We start from the raw sequence: 19,584 nt of genomic DNA on the forward strand, positions 1-19,584 counted from the left end.
TCCTATTCTTCCACTATCAATGATCTTTTTAATATCCCCTTGCTAACTTATTTTAGTATTTTTTTGATTAATCCATCTAGGTAAGGATTGTTTCCCAATAGTCTATCAAGCTTAATGGTAGAAAGGTAGAGAGTACCCTTTCCATATTTCTTTTCACTCAATATACCTACCTTATCTTTAGGTCCTTTGAGATTTACACCGAAATCTGGAGTCTTATATGTAAATAGTATATGTTCGTCAGTCTCTCCTACTACTCCATCTTCACAGATGAATCCGAAGCTATCACTTACACTATCGTACATGAAGGAATAATCTTTCGGTTCATTATCTTTGGTATAATCATTATCTTTGTTTCTGGCTACGAAAAATAATCCTTTACCTGTCTGAGAATCTGCTCCTTTTTCTCCTAGAGTTTTTATACTGTATTCTTGACCGTCAATATTGCAATCTTTTATGTCATATAATGATATCAATGCTTTACCACCATTTTTTACTTTCAGAAGAACTTCATTCTTATTATCTAGGAATGATTTGTCATCAATTATCACATATCTATCATTGACAGTTTGTTTATAGTCTATATTCAATTTATCGAAACTTTTCTCTAATGATTCGTCACTACCTATTAAGACCACTTGTGTCTTTGCATCATCTCTATTCATAGCTGTAAGGTCGAGTCGTTCACTATTAATAATCTCACCTTTATTATCTGATAGTATAGCATCTATATGTATAATCTCTTTATCAGCATCTATACTAGGTATTACGAATTTAATGCTTCCGCAGTACTTGGCTATGGTTTCAGATACATCAAGATATTTTTCAAAAGAACATATATCTTCATTATCTGTCCTTACTGTTATCATAATTTTAGCATCCACTAATTTTTCAGGCAAGTCATTCATGGTATAGCATTCGACTTCAACCTCTTCTTCTGTATAGATAGTGAACTTATCACTTCTAAGATTTACTCTAACTGGCTCTAATGTCTCTTTGAATGTAAAATACCCTGGTTTTGGTTTTCTTCTATAGTCTACAAGAGTTTTCATCCATCCTGAAGGCCACGCATCAATTAATAGATGGACTGCTGTTGATATTAGAATATCACTTCTTCTTCTGAAGGCATCATTCATCATTTTAGTAGCGAAAGCTTGATGTATCTGACTCTCTAATATCCAGTCCTTGATATTGTCCTGCTCTTCATACCAATCCCCATGCATTGTATATGTCTGTGAATTGACTACATCTTGTGGAGTCCAATCATCTTCAATAGATTTCGGTACCCAACTTTCCGGATAATCCTCCATCATGATTTCTAATGGGTCGAGTCCTTCTGTACCATATTCTCCACAGCCCGTTTTCCATCCTTTTTTTATGGCTGGCAAGTACCCTTTATGTAACTTACCGATAGGCAATGCATGATTGGTATACCACATGTTGTAACAATGGAAATCGGACAAACCATATCTTGTTGGTGGATCATAATCTCCTTCAACATTCTTAATCACTCTATCTGGATTGTTAAGAAGTATAGCTTTACTTGCTGCTTCAAAGAAATCCTCCATTTCATTTCTAAGAAGACTCCTATGACCTCTAAATCCCCATGTTGCTGGGAATGGCTCATTGATATATGTTACCATTATACTTGATGGATGACTTCTTATTAATCTTTCCATTTCTTCTGATTGCTTGATAGCTTCACAGAATTTGTTTCTTCTGATCCATCCGAAGAATGGAAGGTCTGTCTGAAGCATCATACCTAAGCAGTCACAATACTCATATATCTCTTCTTGTACTGGACGTTGAGTAAGTCTATAGTAATTCATGTTGCAGTATTTAGCTATCAATATGTCTTCTATCAATAACTTAAAATCTCCTTTGTAAACACACTGCTGCATATGCCCCATGGTATTGGCACCTCTAAGAATTACTTTATCATTATTCAGATACAATGTACCTTTTAATTCCTCTTTATCATCCATATGGAATTTTCTCATACCGAAATGTCTATCTTTTTGGTCGACCAACACTTCCTCTTTATATAGATTGATTCTAACATTATACAAATAAGGACTTTCTGGCTCCCATAACTTGATATCATCCATATCAACAATAGTTCTATAATAATTGATGTAAGGTCCGCTTTTCTCTATACTGAACTCAATATCTTCTTGACTATAGCCTGTAAAGTTCTTGGAATAAATAGACATGTCTACATTAAGTTGTACATTAGCAAAATCCGAGTTATATATTTCAACCCAAATTTCTGCTTTCTTATTATCTATATCTGGTCTTACGAATATATCATTAATATAATATTTGTTTCTTTTTTCAACCAATATTCTGTTACAGATACCTGCTCCTGGTGGACAGTGATGCCACCCTTTCTCGCTATCGTCCCATCCGTATCCAGTGGCTGCATATATTTTATCTCCGTCCAGTCTACCGTCTCCTAGATCAATACCCAAAGTTGGCGCATCATTAAGGACTTCGACTACTAGAACATTTTTCTTGTCAGTGTATATATAATCCGTAATATCAAATTCGAATGGTGCGAAAAATCCTTCGTGGTTTCCTATGAATTTATTGTTCAGATATACATTAGCGATATAATCTACACCTAAGAATTTTATGTATATCCTTTCGTCTGAATCAATCTCATAATCACAGTCGAATTCTTTTCTGTAATATCCTGTCCATTTTCCTATAGGTCCTTTATAGTCAGGAATCGTTACTGTATCAAAATCCCCTTCACCTCTAAGAACTCTGCTGAAATCATTTTTATCTTCTTCAATTTCATATCTGAATTGAAAATCATTCAACTCGAATTGTTCTCTCTCAATTTTTAGGTTTGGAGTATAATCTTCTAGATAAGGAAGAAACTTCTTTTTCAATTCATCTATATCTTTATGGAAATCTTCTAGTTTTTCTTCGTAACTTTTTTCAACTACTGGACTAGCACTTTTATCACTAGCTTGGAAGTAGTTTTTTATTAGACTCTCTGGTACAATTTCTTCTAATTCATCTTTGTTATTATCTATCCCATTTATTGCAATTCTAGCAAATCCGTCAACTTTAGCCATGATAATTCCTCCATACTAACTTATTCTATATTTTAGTTATAATAATCAATAGGTGCTAAATGTAATATCTATTTTCAATTCTCCCTTTTTCCCTGGTTTTCTTATAGATATCCTTTTTTGAATAGATTCATCATCAAAAAGTCTTAATCTATTTATTTCAACACTCACATCATCAGGTAATGCAATAATAGCTTTCCCTTTCTCTCCTTTTATGACTATCTGTTTTTCTTCTATCACTATATCAAGTTCTGTACTTAATCCGAAATCAATTCCTTCTCCCTGTTTGAGATCATATTTTTCTACGATAGTCAACTTATTTGGCTCAGATGATATTAATTCCCTATTATATTCATTATAATATTCTTTGAAAGTATAGCTCAAATCAACTTTTGCATTAAATTTTGTATCATCACCACTAGCGATTACTTTGACATCTTTTGTATTAGGTCTTTCAGGTTGAGGTCTATCATCAAAGTCACCATAAGGTACTGAAAGGTTATGTCTGTAAACTTGTTTAACCAGATTAGAAACTTCACTGGAATAATCCCCGCTTCCAGGATCCATTGCAAAAGTTTCATTGCAGAATTCTATTACAAAACTTCCTTTGTCTTCATGTGCATGGTCGACATTGGCCTTATTACCAAATACAAATATTTTTAATAGTTCATTATCAATTTTCCTAAGAGAACTTACACAGCCCATTTCTTTCAAAGAAATGAAACTCCTATTTTTTATATTTTTATTTTTTAATAAAGATAACATGAATTTGAACGCAAGTATATCACTTGGTATTTTTTCATCCCTATTGAGAGATTTATGCAAAATAGTTCTCCAATGACTTTCTGGCAGTAGATAAGCCATGTAAGCCAAGGTCGGTTGTTTGAAAATAGGGTTACCATCACATATTGGAATAACATCCATAGTTGGTACAGTTGATTGTAGACACTCGATAAAATCAGAAGTTTTCTTAATCTTATCTGGTACCAGTTCCTCAAATGGTAATTTCCTGAGTTTTGAATAAATATATATTGCAAAATTAGCATTGTTTCCTATGCAGTTATAATAACTAGGTCCTTCCCCATATCCTCCATCTTCAAAAATTATATTGTTGATGTTTTCTACAAGTTCTTTATATGCAATATCAGTATATGGTTTTACATGATTGAAATGCTGCTCTAGTACTCCATATGCCAACATTCTTCCATAAGTAAACCATACTAACTGGTTATTCTCAAATATATAGTCATGCTTCCAAGTGACAAAATTAATACCGCCTATTGCTTCTTCACTTAATCTTCTAAGTATCAGATCTCTTCCTAATTCAGTAAACATTTCTCCTGCTAAATCAAGAACCATACATATCTCATAGCATACGATTGCTTTTACAAATCCTCTATGTTCCCAATGTCCTGCACTGAATTCTGTGATAAAAGAATCATTCCAGTTGGTACTCATAGCTAATGACATCGCATATCTGGCTGCAAGTCTCAATAACTTCTTATCTTTTAATATAAGTCCTGCTGAGGCTAACAAAGGTCCTTTTAGCGATAGTCTTTTCATCCAATCTCTTTTTCTCGCGAATCTTCTATCAGTCCAGAATATTACATAATCATGTATCATATCTTCTGGAATTTCATTTCTAAGTTCTTTTACATATTCCCTATAAACATTCACCCCTGTTGATTTCTCGTATTCATTATGGTAATTTCTCAATTCGACTAATTCTTTTTCATCAACTAATAAGTTATATGATGGTCTAAAAACAGGATCATAATCTTCACTTTTAAGATATGAAGTCCATTTACTGTCATATTGTTTATATTGCTCTAGATATTTATCCAGTAAAAGTGAATTCTTGAGCATTATCCACTTCAAGTGTCCTCCCTGATACCCATCTTCATTACTATGGATTTCAATAACTATTTTCTTGATTACCTTACTCTCATGTAGGTCTAATTCAATTTCATCTGGTAAGTCATTGAACTCCTTAGATGTCATTTGTAAATCACCTTTATCAGTTGTAGCTATTATTTTAACTCTTGTATTAGAAGGTGAACTGATTGCTAAAATCAATTTATCGTAATCCTTACATATTATTTCATCATATTCTTTTGAAATCCTTACAGCTACACCATCCTTGGGTCTCTGTGTCCAGCTAAAAGCTTCTGCACACCATGTATCCTCGAAGTTCAAACCTTTCGTTTTAGTATCATCTATTTTCCAGTCCTGAAAATTTCTGAGATCTGGATCCCAGAATGCTTCAACAACAGTTTCCGCTACATTAACACTAACAGGTTTCATGATTAATACCTCCAAACAATATGTTATATTATTATCTAAGTAGGAAAATGGCTTTAGAAAATCATTATTGATGATATTTCTAAAGCCTGTCATTTATCTTTTTATGTTCAAATATTTATTATTTATTCTTCTCAGCTAAGAATTCATCAATCTGCTTTTGGAATCCTTCTATTACTTCATCAATTCCAGCTTTTTTTAGTTTAGTAATAAACTCTTCATATTTAGCTTCTACATCAGAACCTAATGCACCCATTTCTAACGCATTTTGATACTCTTTGATAATCGCATCAATTTGCTGTAACTTAGTAGAATATGGCTCGGTATCTATCTTGAATCCCATTAAATATGATTGTCTAGCTTCTCTATGCATTTTATCTAAGTATTCTGACCAACCTTTTATTCCACCTTCGATTTCATAACCAAGTAAAGTATTTCCTGTTGCCCAGTTAGCTAAACCATAAGAGTCTTTATCGATGATTTTGATTGTATTATCATCAATTTTCTCGTAGTTAGTTCCTTCAAATCCATAAACCATTAGATTATAGAATTCTTTATCAGTATTAAAGAGATTAATTAATTTTATAGCTTCATCTGGATATTTAGCTGTAAAAGGTATAGCATAATTAGTAGAAGTTCCGTAAGGTGATAAATACTGATAGTCAACAGTTGGTACAACAGTTAACTCAACATCATTACCCATATCATTTGCTCTCTTAGTTTCTTTTTTATCTTGATCTTTCAATGTCTCATGTACCCATGAAATATTACCATCTTTTACATATTCATCTGCACGTGGTTTGTCAGATGATTCAACAGCGAGGACATCTTCTCTTATGTATCCTTTTTCATACCAATCTGCCATAGTTTTTATCATAGTCTTGTACTGAGGAGTTTCATATCTATTTATTACAGTACAACTTTCATCACCAATCCTAATGACTGCTGCCATGTTTTGGTTAGCTATTGGTTCAAACCCATTTTTATATAACCAGCTAATTGAAGGTGATGGTCCTTTTTGTAGAGTACCATTTTCTTTAGCTTTTTTGAAATAAACTTCTAATGCATCCCAGTCTTCTTGATCGAATGTTAGATCCTTAGTGAATTGTGCTTCTAAAGCTTCAGCATCTATATATTCATCAGCTAGATCTTTGTAAAATCTAACTCCTGTTCTCATTTCAACCATTTGTTGATAATTAGGAACAGCATAAATATTTCCATCTACAGTAGCTTTGTCAAAAACAAATTGTGGTATAGTATCTTTAATTTCAGGACAATTTTTATCAATTAGATCTCCTAATGGTGTTAACATTCCTTCTCTGGATATTGTATCAAAGTTCAACATCCAACCAATCCATGCCACATCCATCTGATCTCCAGCAGCAGTCAGAAGTTTCCATCTTTCTGTCCAATTACCGTAAGGAATTACTTCAATATCCATTTGAACTCCTGGTAATTTCGTTTTTAACATTTCATTTGCAGCTGCAAAAACTTCCTCTTGTTTTTCTTTTTCGTCTCCACCCAAATACACTTTTAATACCTTGACATCTTGTTCTTTTGCGGCACCATCTTTAGAACTATCTGTTTCTTTAGTTGTATCTTTACTCTTGCAACCCATTAGTGTAATACTTAATACAAATACTACGACTAATAAAAAACTAATACCTTTTTTTAAATTTTTAAACATATTAATTCCCCTTTCCTTTTACAATACTTTTTTTGTATGTTACTCTCTATAATCATAGGAAAACCTACAACTAACCATTTAACCTTTTACAGAACCTACAGTTAGACCTTTTGCAAAATATTTCTGGAAGAATGGAAACACTAATAACATAGGTCCTGCTGCAATAATACACATAGCAAATTTCAATGTTTCTACAGGCGTGTCTTCCACAAAGTTAATATCTATACCCGCCGGAGTATTATTAGCCATGAGCCTCAGGAATTCAACTTCCTGCAATATTCTTTTCAATAGATACTGTAACGTATATAATTTAGAATCTGTTATATAAATCAGACTTGTATACCAGTCATTCCATTTTGTTAAAAGAGTAAGTAATGCTACTGTTGCTAGAACTGGCTTTGACAATGGTAGAATTATCTGAAAGAAAATTCTTATTTCACTTGCTCCATCAAGTTTAGCTGATTCAACCAATGAAATAGGAAGCCCTTGGAAGAACGTTCTAAAAATGATAATATAAAATGCTGAACATAATGTTGGTAATATATATATCCAGATAGTATTACCTAGATGTAGATACTTGTAATTAAGTAAATATGTTGGAATCAATCCTCCATTGAACAACATTGTAAAGAATACAAAAAAACTAATTGGTTTACGGAATTTAAAATCTTTTCTTGATAATGGATACGCACATAAAGTCATAACCAAAACAGATAAAAATGTTCCAAAGAAAGCTTGAAAAGTTGTAACAACATATGCTCTCACTATTTCTGATGAATTACGAAAAACAAATTTATATCCTGTTAAATCTATAAAAGGAGGTATTATCTTAAAACCTTCCTTGACCAATACATCTTCACTTGTTAATGATGCTGTAACAATTAACAAGAAAGGCAATATAAACGTGACAGACATAATTATAAAATATAGATTAATCCATGTTTTATAAGTGATTATTTTCTTTTTTTTCATTGCAGACATATTATTCACTCCATTTCCCTATTATACTTAGAACAATGATGATTCAGGCTCTACCTTCCTCACGATACCATTCATAGTTACAATCATCACAAAACCAACTAATGATTGGAATAGTCCAACAGCGGCAGTAGTACCTAAATTACCAGTTCTTAAACCACGATAAACATATGTATCAATTATATCCGTTGCTGGATATAGAACACCTACATCTCTTGGAATTACATAGAACAGACCAAAATCTCCTCTGAATATATTTCCAAAAGCCAACAATGTAAGTACAATCATAAGTGGTTTAATACTAGGTATTGATATATGAATAATCTGTTGCAATCTATTAGCTCCGTCTATCTGTGCAGCTTCAAAATACGCTTTGTCCACACCCATCAAAGCAGCATAATACATGATACAGTTCAATCCTATTACCTTCCATGTATTAGTTATTACTAATATCCATGGCCAAGCTGAGACTTTGGAATACCAATCAATAGATTGTCCACCAAAGAACTGTATTACCTGATTTATAATACCCATAGTAGGACTTAAGAACGTATATGTTATGTATCCTACAATTACCCATGATAAAAATCTAGGTAACATCATCGAAGTTTGATAAAACTTCAAAGCTTTTTTGCTTCTTACCTCATATAGTAAAAGAGCTACAAAAACACCTGCAATAAGATTAATTGCTATAAATATCAATGCGTATCCTACAGTATTTCTTGTAATTCTCCAAGCATCCTGTGAAGTAAAGAAAAACTTGAAATTTTCAATACCATTCCATGCACTCCCTAAAATACCTTTTGGTGCTTTATAATCTTTAAATGCAATGATTACTCCGAACATGGGAATGTATGAAAAGATGAAATAAACTATTATAGCGGGTAATGTCAACAATAATAACTCCATATTTTTTTTTAATGAATTCTTTGATATTTTCTTCTTTCTTTTCTTCATTTAATCTCACCTTCTTTTTGTCTTTTTTAACCATTTTCTTTCGATGTAATAATGATAACATCTTAATAATAACTTTGAAATTCTAAATAATTAATTAAAAGACATACATTTTTACTAGTTAAAAAGAAGGCTGGTTCATTATTTTTACAGGGGTATACTATTTATATGAAATTATACCGCTTAATCAAAATTCATACTTGATTAATAGCAGAAAAATCAATCATTATTTTAATACAAAAGCCTCTACATTATGAAAGCTCTTATAACGAGAGGTTTTTGCACTATTTTTCATATGGGAGAATTATAGTAATGTTTGTACCAACATCTTTTTGGCTATTTACATAAATACCATATTCATCACCAAATAAAATTTTAATACGTTGATTCACATTATATAGTCCTATTCCTTTATTTCTTAATAAATACTTGTCATTGATTTTAAAATTCAAATTAGTCTCTTCTATTTCACTCATTCCTACACCATCATCTGATACTCTCATAACAATTTTGTCATCAACACTCTTACAACTTATTGTTATCATTCCTTTGTCTCTCTTTGGCTTTATTCCATGATAAATGGCATTTTCAATAATAGGCTGCAAAGTCAATTTCATGATTTTTTTGTCATCGATATTATCTTCAATTTCCCAAATAACATTTAATTTATTTTTATATCTCTTTTTCATGATATTTATATAAACTTTGCAATATTTCACTTCATCTCTAATAAAGCTGAATTGCTCACCGTCCAGAGAATATCTCAACATCTCTGATAAATTAGAAATCATATCTGAAGCTTCATTGTATCCATCAAATAATTCTATTGCTGTCCAATTTATCGCTTCTAGTGTATTAAATAAAAAATGAGGGTTCATCTGAGATTGAAGAGCTTTATTCTGTGCTCTATCTAGTTGAATAATTTTGTTTCTCAACTTATCTTCTAATGTTTCATTAGATAATATGATCTTGAATATATTATCTGATATATATTTTATTTCATTTTTATTACTATTCTTATTTTTATCACATATATTTGGATTGTCAATAATCCTCATGATCGTACTTACAGGTTTATATGTTTTTATAGTTAGAAAATAACTTAATACTAGACTTATAAGCATATATATCAATAAAATATTTTTAACGAGTTGATATATTTTACTTACATCTTTACTATAGCTTGTTAATGGAAGAACAGATAAATATGTCCAATCTTGATACTTGGATTTTACATTAGTAGTGATATACTTTTCATTATTGACTGTTATTATATCTGATTTCTTAATATTAGAATAATCCATTGAATTAAATATCTCTATTTCGCTGAGATCTTTTAAAAAATCGTCAGTATCCTTACTTATAATGACTTTATTGCTCTTGTTATCCAATACGATTGTTTTTACATCTAAATCTGAAAAAAGCATATCTGACATTTTGGCAAGGTAATTTACCTTAAGATTAATTGTGACCGATCCTAATATATTAGCTCGTCTTTTTCTTACATAATGTATAACTGAAAGAAAATTACTGGTTACTTCACTATCTCTAGTTTCTCGCCAAGCAAAGTACCTGTTTATTACGTTATTATCTTGTTTATCATTTAGATACCATTTCGAATCTGATAGAGTAGTATTATATATACCTGTGTCTTCTATTGCTTCATCTATTGAGTCATATAGAATTCCTAAACCTTCGGATTCTAAGTATATACTATGAATATAATCATATATACTTATATATTCACCCGTCCTATCAGATATCGTATCTATAATATTATAATAATCTCCATAGGATTTATCCGTTATAAAAAACATATCATATACTGAAGATATTGATAGATGAGTTGCCAACCTTGTAGAATCTTCCATAACTCTATCTATTGTTTCCCTAGTTTTTAAAGCAGCATTATAATTAGCTGTTTTTATTTCTTCTACTACCACAGCATTATATTTAGAACGAACCGCTAGTGTAATAATAGTTACTGGTATACATACAATTAAAAATATAAGTAAAAAGTTCTTAATAAGAATCGATTGAAATTTATAAGATTTAATGTACTTCCACATATTTGTATTTTTCATAATCTCATAACCTTTTACATCTTTCCATATTCACTAGGTGATAATCCAGTAAATTGTTTAAATACTCTTGAAAAATATTTACTGCTTTTATAACCTACCCTACTACTTATTTCATATGTCTTATATTTCCCTTTTTGGATAAGTTTAATTGCTTCTTCCATTCTTACCTTAGTTAAGTAATCTGTGAAAGTTTCTCCTGTTTTTTGCTTGAAATATCTGCAAAAGTAAACAGAGTTAAGGAATACGTGATTAGCTACATCTTCAAGTGAGATATCTATATAGAATTTTTCATCTATATAAGCTATAGCCTTTTCTATTACTTTTTCAGCAGATTGATTCTTATTGATCGTAATATATTCAACTAGATCCTTAAAAATTGATAAACAGTATTCACTAAGTTTATCTATATCATTTATTTGTAAAATATAATTATAATTCACTTTTCCATTTGTAATATTTATTATATCTAAATCTAATAGGCTAAATTTATTCGACAGATTGGCAAATAAATCAATTATGACTTTTTGTGAGAATTGTATAGATTGATTAGAAAGTTGTTCAAACAATGTTTGATTCAATCCTTCTAATTCACTAATATTACCTTCATTTATTTTACTAAAAAACAGTTTATATTTTCTAACTATTTTTTTATATTCTCCTACGTTTATGTTGAGATTATTACTTCCGTCCCCTCTTTCTTCAATGATATGTTTTTTTTCATTCAACTTAGATAATTCAAAGAAATTATTGAAATTCTTAATTTCTATAAGCTCAAGTCTTAAATCCATAAACCCTTTTATAGATTTACAAATATCATCTACCTCGTTTTTTAAAAAGTGTAAGAAATTAGTTCCATCTTCATTTTTAGAATAAGCAAAAATAACAAAATTATCATCTTCTGAGAGAATGGGACAATATATTATCTTATCATTATTAGAAACAAAAAAATTATTAATTGCTGTATTTAATCTCTCTTTTCCATAATTCCAATTATTGTCAAGAAAAGATTGATTATTAATAATATTAAACTCAAGATAAGCACATTCATAATATAATTTATCAGTAAGATCAAGTAATTTAGCTCTACTTAATATATCTTTTTCTTTCTTAACTGCTCCATATATCAAATCATTTATGAATTGTGTTCTTAATAGTGGTAATTGTTTTTGAAACCTTCGTTCCTTGTTAAGTTTTTGAACAACTTCTCTAAATACTTCATTAACCTGTTGAAAATTAGTGGGTTTTAATATGTAGTTTTCTACGTTTAACTCTATAGCTTTTTTTGCATATTCGAATTCTTTGTAACCACTTATCAATACGGTTTTTATATAAGGTTTTCTATTATATAAGAACTTAGCAATATCCAACCCTGTTTTATCAGCCATCTTGATGTCGGTTAAAACAATATCAACATCATTATTGGTTAAATAATCTATGGCTTCTTTTCCATCTTCGAACAGCTCAACTACCCTAATATCCAAACTATCCCAATCAATGAATTTTTTTAATCCATTCCTTATTATTTCTTCGTCATCGACAATAATAAGATCATACACTTTACCAACTCCTTTAGTTTAAGCCATATGTAATTTATATCTACTGATTTTTTATTATATCATCTTATTATTTTAATGTAAAATCAGTTTTAGACTTAATAATTCGATATCAAAACCCCGCAATACTAATTATATGATTGTATTAAGTAAAGTGATACTTATAATATGTTATTGATTTTTCCAAAATAATATTGGCCAATATACTAATAGTTAACAATACAATACTTATCTTATACATTGACATTCTCTCCTTTTACAATAATTCATATATATACTCGGTTATATATTTTACTTATACTAATAATTTTATAAGGATTAAAATATTCCTACAAGGATAATATCTTTTATAAAGTTCAATAAATTAACTCTCTTCTATTATTGAGGTATCTAATATTAACAACAACTCATTATATTAACTTCATATTAGATTTCAAGGGAAATAGAAAGCATAATTTTCCTATTTGATAAAAAAGATGATTCCAAAAATGAAAATCATCTTTTTTAAATTTATTTCTTGGTATCTTTTTATTTTACTATTATCATATACATCCATAGATTACTTCCATGGGCACCTAAAGAAACTGTTGACCCTGATACATATTCTTTTTTATATAAACTAAATACTTTTGAATAATTATTGGTTATGTCTTCATCCGTATCTATCCATGTGGATAACCATGTAGGGGTTGGTGCTTCATCTGGATATCCTACATATACTTCGGCATCTGAATTTACTGTAAAGTTCACAAGTGAATCACCTATATATGCATAAGATTCTATAGCTGTTTTAATCCATTCACTTCCAGCAATACTGGTTGGGAGTGATGAAATAGTATATATTCTATCACCAAATTGTTCATCCCCTGATTGTATATTCGACATAATGGACCAATGGGATTCATTTTCAGTATCTTCAATATTAAGGTTTGATATCAGGTTAGAATTATGTACATTCTCAGGTAATTCTTCAATAACTCCAAAATCATCCACATATGCATAATATTCTCCATCTGGCTTATAAGCATATATTGTAGCTGTTGTATCATCTATACCTGTTGTAAATTGGAATTTATTTTCAGCACTACCCCAATTAATAGAATCTACTGTTGTACTTAGTTCATCACCGCCATAATTTTTAACACCTAATTGTACATCATCCGTCATATTAGAATTATAGAGTTTAAAGCTATCCATTAACCCTATATCACCATTTGCACTGTTCTTAAATACAAGATATAGATCATGAACACCTGTTACAGAATTTATTGATGTGCTTTTAAATGCCCAAGATGCACTGAATGTATCTAAATCAAGGGTTCCTATTAATGTACCTGTTACACTATCAAGTCTTACTTCTATAGAACCTGTATCTATAGTTTTATTTCTACCAATCGCAAAAGTATCATATTTGCTAGAGCCAAAATCTATATTATCAAATGCAACCCAATCCTCATCCCTTACAGGCCCTACATATTGTACATCTCTATAATATGCATGTTTTCCATCTGCATAATTCCAATGACTTGAACTAGAAGAATTATCATAATCTGTTACTTTTCTATGATATCCATTTATCTTAGCCCATGCTGAGAACACATATGTTGTTGATGGCTTGAGTCCTGTTACATCTTGTTCAATTCCATCTCCTCCTCCAAGTACAGCAGAAGTGATTTGACCTCTTGACATTGAATTAGCAGAATGGTAATCCCAATTACAGCTTGTTGTTAATCTTGCACCAAGATTACCTGTCTTAGTCCATGAAGACAAATCATAATATTCAAATCCTCCATTTAGTACTTTGTTCATATATGGAACTTCAATTTTTTGGAATAAAGGATATGGCGGATTATCAAAATCATGACCCACTATCCAATTATCTCCATATTCATATGCACCTGCATCTGGTGCATCTCCTATATAATTGTCAGTAATATTCGGAAGAATCATTCCAGCATCAATTGCAACTGAATTAGATTCAATATGAAGATCACCGTTTGATGGATTCACGAAATTAGGGTCTTGATTAATTATATTGTTTTTGACTTCACAACCATTTCTTGGAGATATTCCATTACGAAAAATATTGTTAAATAACTTATCTCCATACATATCATTTCCATATAATGTACTCTGACCCCATGAAAATTCACTTCCACTGTTATAAAATGAATTGTTATATGCCAGAACAAAATTGTTAGGTGTATTCAATAATAAACCTACAGCTGAATTGTTCCATACCACATTACGATACATAATTAAATTCCTTGTATCACAATCTGCATATAATCCACCATCTGAATAATTAGCTGCATTATCATGAACATAATTATGATGAATCTGTGTATTCTGATAGTCCATACTACCAAGTGCTAAAACACCTGAATCTTCAGTAAGCATATTCGCATAAGAAAAATCATTGTATTCTATGATACTATCTTGAATACTTCCTCTCATACTACCTCTACCAAGTCTATAGACTGTATTATGGCTTATTAAATGTCTTCTACCATAAACATCAATACCACCAGCATTACTAGCTTCTGAAGAAACATCATGTATATAACAATTAATTACTTGATTATCTGTTCCCGAAACCTTTATGCCTCTACCAAAAGTATAAGCTATCTCAGAATCTCTAAGGACATTATCAGTTCCACCTAATTCTAAACCTTTAGTCAATGTATCTGCATCTTTTCCTGTATCTAGATTCTGGTCGATATATTTAAAAACTCCATTAGATATGGTACAATGATCAGCTTCAACAGTTGTAATTGAACCCAGAATCGTGTCTATTCCCTTAATATTGATATATGAACGATTTCTTAGGTCAAATGTATATGTTCTTTTCTTAGCTTCCACTACATGATTAGCTGGATTATCTCCACCAGGCATCCATATGTATAAATTTTGATTTTGTCCATCTACATACCACTCATTTTCTGTATCAAGAGCATTTAGATGCCTAGTTATATAATACTTATTACCTCTTTTACTGTTATAGCCAGAATTGGTTCTTGCCCATGGCTTAAAATGTAATGTTGAAGAACTAAAATCAGTAATTATACTAGCTGAAGCATAATATTCTGGACCATTCAGACACCAGATTAATCCCCCATTCCAATAATCTGCTGGAAATGATGAAAGATCATGATCTGTAATAGTGTACTCATTTAATGGGTCATTTGTTGCAGAATCAACTGTAGCCAATACAGATTTTGTATGTAAATCTGTCCCTACATTAGGCCATCTAGCTTCATTAGATAGATTACCATCTACAGCCACAATGTTTTGTCCCCCAAGGTCCCAATCCATATCTCCTTTATAAATAGAACCTGAGTGTTGTGTCCAATTTGTTATAATATCACCACCACTGATAACAACCTTTTCGTTATTATATGCCTCAAAAGTAATTGGATTATCTGATGAACCAGAATTCGATGGGATCACAGTTTCTCTATACACACCACCTTTAATATAGCATGTATCTCCTTCAATCATGATACTAGCTGCCTTCTGTATCGTTCTAAAAGGTTCCATCAAAGTTCCATGATTAGTATCATCTCCTGTTTCAGAAACATAGTAGATATTACTAGATGCATTTACCACATCTGAATTAAATCCTATTCCAATTAATGAACATGCTAAAAGTATCCCCATACAAATAGATATAATTTTTACTTTTTTTCCCATATTATTATCTCCTTTAAGTATAATACTTTAATATTAACACTTGGATATTACTATCTAAATGTATTAAATTAACTTTTATTAGTAGAAAATTAAGATTCTAAAAGAAAATAATGTAGGAAGTTAATTATATACATAATAAAGGCTGTTATATACATTTAGTTTTATTTTAAATTTGCTAGAATAAACCTAAGTAAATAATAATCAATGAGGTGATATTTTGAAAAATAAAACTTATTTTGGGATCAATGATTTTAGAGGTTATTGGCATGAAGATAAAAAGATTATCTATACTAAACGTCCCAAAGAAAGCTGGCAATGTATGCCTATTGGTACTGGCAAAACCGGAGCAGTTGTTTTTGTACCAGATGAAGGTATATGTTTGCAGATAAACCATGGTGAAAGCTTTGACAGTAATGGTAATCTTCCATCTCTATTAAGGTTAAATATAGAAATAGATGGTAAACCATTCGTTCATTCAAACAATTATGAGCAGGTACTATCATTAGAAAAAGGCATGGTAACTATATATGCAGATACACCAGATGGTAAAATCAAAGCGGAATTCATAGCACATCAAGAGTTGGATGTTATCTCTATTTATATAGAAGATATGAGAAATAGTATTGGTCAAGTAACTGTATGTCCCCTATATTGGAGGCAAGGCGTCTCACAAACTCTAATAAATAATATGATGTTTTTTACAGAAACCAATACCTGCTCTGCTTTTAACGAGATCAACTTTCAATCTGGTGTGATGAATGATAATTTGTCGGACCCTTTAAAAGGTTTGTCTTATGGTACAGCAGTATGGGTGGATAAGGCAACTCCAAATAATCTACCTATGAAAAAGGTTATGTCACGAAAAATCAGAATTTTGATAGCAGCAGATTCAGGCAAATATACAAAAAATATGTTAATAAATAATTTAAGACAAAAGATAGATATAGCTTCTAAGGTTTCGTTAAATAATTTTAGAAATTCACATTTCTCTTGGTGGGAAAAATTTTGGTCTAAGAGTAAATTTGAATTAAAATCAGATTCGAAATTGCAACCAGTCAGAGCTATATGGCACCTAAATCGCTACTTTACGGCATCATCTATGTCGGGTAAACTGCCATCAAAACATAATGGTTCTATTTTTCTCTTTGATTATGACCGAAGACACTGGGGAGGAGCCTATTGGTTTCAAAATACAAGACTTCAATACTGGCCTTTATTCAAATGCGGTGACTTAGAATATATTATGCCTTTCTTTGATATGTATATAAATGCATTGGAATATGCCAAGGAAAGAACACTATCATTATATGGACATGAAGGAGCTATATATCTGGAAACAATGCATTCTTGGGGTGGAAGCAGGATTGGCGATAGCAGTAATAGTGAAGGAGTTGTAAATAATTATATTAAAAATTACTTTACTGGTTCATTGGAATTAATAATGATGATGCTTGAATATTACCGTTACACAAAAGACAATAATTTTGCACTTAATAAAATGTTACCTGTAGCAGATGAGATATTACTATTTTTCTTTACCCATTATCCAATTAAATCTGGCAAATTGTTTTTAAAAAAAGCTGCTTCTCTAGAAACTTGGTGGGAAGCTGATAATCCAAGCGATCAAATAGCTGGTTTGAAATCAGTTCTTCCTAAGCTTATTAATACAGCAGTTAAACTTGGATACAATAATTCTTCTATCAATAGATGGAAAAACAATGTTGAATCAATACCAAAACTTCCTAGAGGAACCAATTGGTTTAAAAAGAGCAATACTAAGTTTACTTATCAAGGATATGAAGGAACATGGCAAGAAGCTAAAAAAGGTAATGCACTGATACCTGCCCAAAATGTTCATTGCCTCAAAAAGAAAAACTTTGAAGATCCTGAATTATATGCTGTTTGGCCTTTCGGTCTCTTTGGCATCCATTTACCTGATTATTCCTCTGCTCTTCTTACATTTAATAATCGTATACATAAAGAACCATCCAACGGATGGTCACAGACTGCTGTCTGGGCTGCACGCCTGGGATTAGCTGATGAAGCAACTGAATTATTATTAAAGCAGTATAGGTGTTCTTCTGTATTTCCTAGTGGAATGATGTTTTCACCAGGTAATATAGTTCCTAATAGACCCGAAATACCTGAATGTGGTTATTTTGATACTAGTGGTGTAATGACAACCGCTGTTAATGAAATGCTTATACAAGACTACACAGATAATTTGGAAATACTACCCGCTTGGCCAAAAGATGAATGTGTATATTTTAAATTACATACTGCATTTGGTAAGATTGTTGAAAAAACCTATGAACCTAAATAAGTAATAAATCTAAAATAGACTCTATAATACAAGGTAAGATGCAATAGAGTCTATTTATTGTTCATTTAGTGGACATAAATACTTATATTATTAACGTTATTTATTTCGAAATTCAGAAGGTGTAAATCCCGTATTTTTTTTAAAATACTTAGAAAAATAAGAAGAATCAGCATAACCAACTTCTTTTGATATCTCAGTAACACTTAATTTTGATACAATAAGTAATTTCTTAGCTTTCTCTATTCTTAATTTATTAATATAATTTTTTGGAGAATTTCCTATATACTTTTTAAAATATCTTATAAAATAATTAGGGTGTAAATAAACTAATTCAGCTAAAACATTGATATTAATGTTTTTGGATAAGTTATTATTTATATAATTAATTACAGTAGATAATATTTCTGTTGATTTAGTATCTGATATTTCAATTTGCTCAATTTCAACATGCTCAAGATAATATATTATTATTTGTAACATAACTGTATTTTCTTTCAATACTGCCATATAATCACAACTCATAAAATTACTTATTAACTTCTCAAATAATTTTATTAGATTAGTTACGTTTTTTATATTTACTGAATATGGTACTTTGAAAAAATCAAATAATTCCAAATCCCCAGTTTTAGATTTGAAATGGCAAAAGTACTTTTGTATATTATCGTTTTCATAACTATGAAACGAATGAATACTGTTTGAAGGTATCAAAATTAATTGACCAGGATAAACATGGAATTCCATATTATTGATTTTACCGTATCCATGTCCCTTAATAATAAAATATAATTTATTAAAATTGTTTATTTGATTAGTAAATCCCCAACTTTTTGTACAATAATAATATTCTGCATGAATTACCTCTACAACTACTTTAGAAAGGATTTCTCTAGCTAATGTAATATTATTTATCATCAAATTTTCACCAACC

At 30.5% G+C, this 19,584-nt stretch carries 10 protein-coding genes; 1 reads left to right on the forward strand and 9 read right to left on the reverse strand.

All coding sequences use genetic code 11. The features are described from left to right. Positions 1 to 47 precede the first annotated feature (47 nt). The 8 genes from QMG30_RS03405 to QMG30_RS03440 all read right to left on the reverse strand — a co-directional run bounded on the left by QMG30_RS03405 (position 48) and on the right by QMG30_RS03440 (position 16,330). Positions 48 to 3,083, reverse strand: coding sequence for a glycosyl hydrolase 2 galactose-binding domain-containing protein (locus QMG30_RS03405; RefSeq protein ID WP_281812229.1), 3,036 nt, complete (start codon positions 3,081 to 3,083; stop codon positions 48 to 50). 45 nt (positions 3,084 to 3,128) lie between these two features. After that, a complete protein-coding gene (locus tag QMG30_RS03410; protein ID WP_281812231.1) occupies positions 3,129 to 5,384 on the reverse strand; it encodes a hypothetical protein in 2,256 nt (751 codons plus the stop codon). Between the two features lie 118 nt (positions 5,385 to 5,502). After that, positions 5,503 to 7,068, reverse strand: a complete 1,566-nt coding sequence (locus QMG30_RS03415; RefSeq protein WP_281812233.1) for an ABC transporter substrate-binding protein — start codon at positions 7,066 to 7,068, stop codon at positions 5,503 to 5,505. A gap of 78 nt (positions 7,069 to 7,146) precedes the next feature. Beyond that, positions 7,147 to 8,049 (reverse strand): carbohydrate ABC transporter permease, encoded by a 903-nt coding sequence (locus QMG30_RS03420; RefSeq protein WP_281812235.1) that lies wholly within the window; start codon positions 8,047 to 8,049, stop codon positions 7,147 to 7,149. A 27-nt stretch (positions 8,050 to 8,076) separates the two neighbouring features. After that, positions 8,077 to 9,003, reverse strand: coding sequence for an ABC transporter permease (locus QMG30_RS03425; protein ID WP_281812237.1), 927 nt, complete (start codon positions 9,001 to 9,003; stop codon positions 8,077 to 8,079). 281 nt (positions 9,004 to 9,284) lie between these two features. Continuing rightward, positions 9,285 to 11,084, reverse strand: coding sequence for a sensor histidine kinase (locus tag QMG30_RS03430; RefSeq protein ID WP_281812239.1), 1,800 nt, complete (start codon positions 11,082 to 11,084; stop codon positions 9,285 to 9,287). A 14-nt stretch (positions 11,085 to 11,098) separates the two neighbouring features. Continuing rightward, the gene (locus QMG30_RS03435; RefSeq protein ID WP_281812241.1) at positions 11,099 to 12,640 is read right to left on the reverse strand and encodes a response regulator transcription factor; all 1,542 of its coding nucleotides are present in this window, start codon (positions 12,638 to 12,640) and stop codon (positions 11,099 to 11,101) included. A gap of 525 nt (positions 12,641 to 13,165) precedes the next feature. Further along, on the reverse strand, positions 13,166 to 16,330 hold the full coding sequence (locus QMG30_RS03440; protein ID WP_281812243.1) for a carbohydrate-binding protein: 3,165 nt from the start codon (positions 16,328 to 16,330) through the stop codon (positions 13,166 to 13,168). A 217-nt stretch (positions 16,331 to 16,547) separates the two neighbouring features. Here QMG30_RS03440 and QMG30_RS03445 point away from each other — a divergent pair, with 217 nt between their 5' ends. Beyond that, a complete protein-coding gene (locus QMG30_RS03445) occupies positions 16,548 to 18,653 on the forward strand; it encodes a DUF5703 domain-containing protein (RefSeq protein WP_281812245.1) in 2,106 nt (701 codons plus the stop codon). A gap of 96 nt (positions 18,654 to 18,749) precedes the next feature. Here the strand turns inward: QMG30_RS03445 and QMG30_RS03450 are convergent, their stop codons facing one another. Then, positions 18,750 to 19,568 carry an AraC family transcriptional regulator gene (locus QMG30_RS03450; RefSeq protein ID WP_281812248.1) on the reverse strand — a complete coding sequence of 273 codons (819 nt, stop codon included), beginning with the start codon at positions 19,566 to 19,568 and terminating at the stop codon, positions 18,750 to 18,752. Between the last annotated feature and the right edge of the window lie 16 nt (positions 19,569 to 19,584).

This window comes from Vallitalea longa (assembly GCF_027923465.1).
In the GTDB taxonomy this organism is placed as follows: domain Bacteria; phylum Bacillota; class Clostridia; order Lachnospirales; family Vallitaleaceae; genus Vallitalea; species Vallitalea longa.

Bases quoted from the DNA above. Each gene is read 5' to 3' on its own strand.
- QMG30_RS03430 (WP_281812239.1), bottom strand. From the start codon at position 11,084: ATGAAAAATACAAATATGTGGAAGTACATTAAATCTTATAAATTTCAA.
- QMG30_RS03410 (WP_281812231.1), bottom strand. From the start codon at position 5,384: ATGAAACCTGTTAGTGTTAATGTAGCGGAAACTGTTGTTGAAGCATTC.
- QMG30_RS03415 (WP_281812233.1), bottom strand. From the start codon at position 7,068: ATGTTTAAAAATTTAAAAAAAGGTATTAGTTTTTTATTAGTCGTAGTA.
- QMG30_RS03440 (WP_281812243.1), bottom strand. From the start codon at position 16,330: ATGGGAAAAAAAGTAAAAATTATATCTATTTGTATGGGGATACTTTTA.
- QMG30_RS03420 (WP_281812235.1), bottom strand. From the start codon at position 8,049: ATGTCTGCAATGAAAAAAAAGAAAATAATCACTTATAAAACATGGATT.
- QMG30_RS03450 (WP_281812248.1), bottom strand. From the start codon at position 19,568: ATGATAAATAATATTACATTAGCTAGAGAAATCCTTTCTAAAGTAGTT.
- QMG30_RS03405 (WP_281812229.1), bottom strand. From the start codon at position 3,083: ATGGCTAAAGTTGACGGATTTGCTAGAATTGCAATAAATGGGATAGAT.
- QMG30_RS03425 (WP_281812237.1), bottom strand. From the start codon at position 9,003: ATGAAGAAAAGAAAGAAGAAAATATCAAAGAATTCATTAAAAAAAAAT.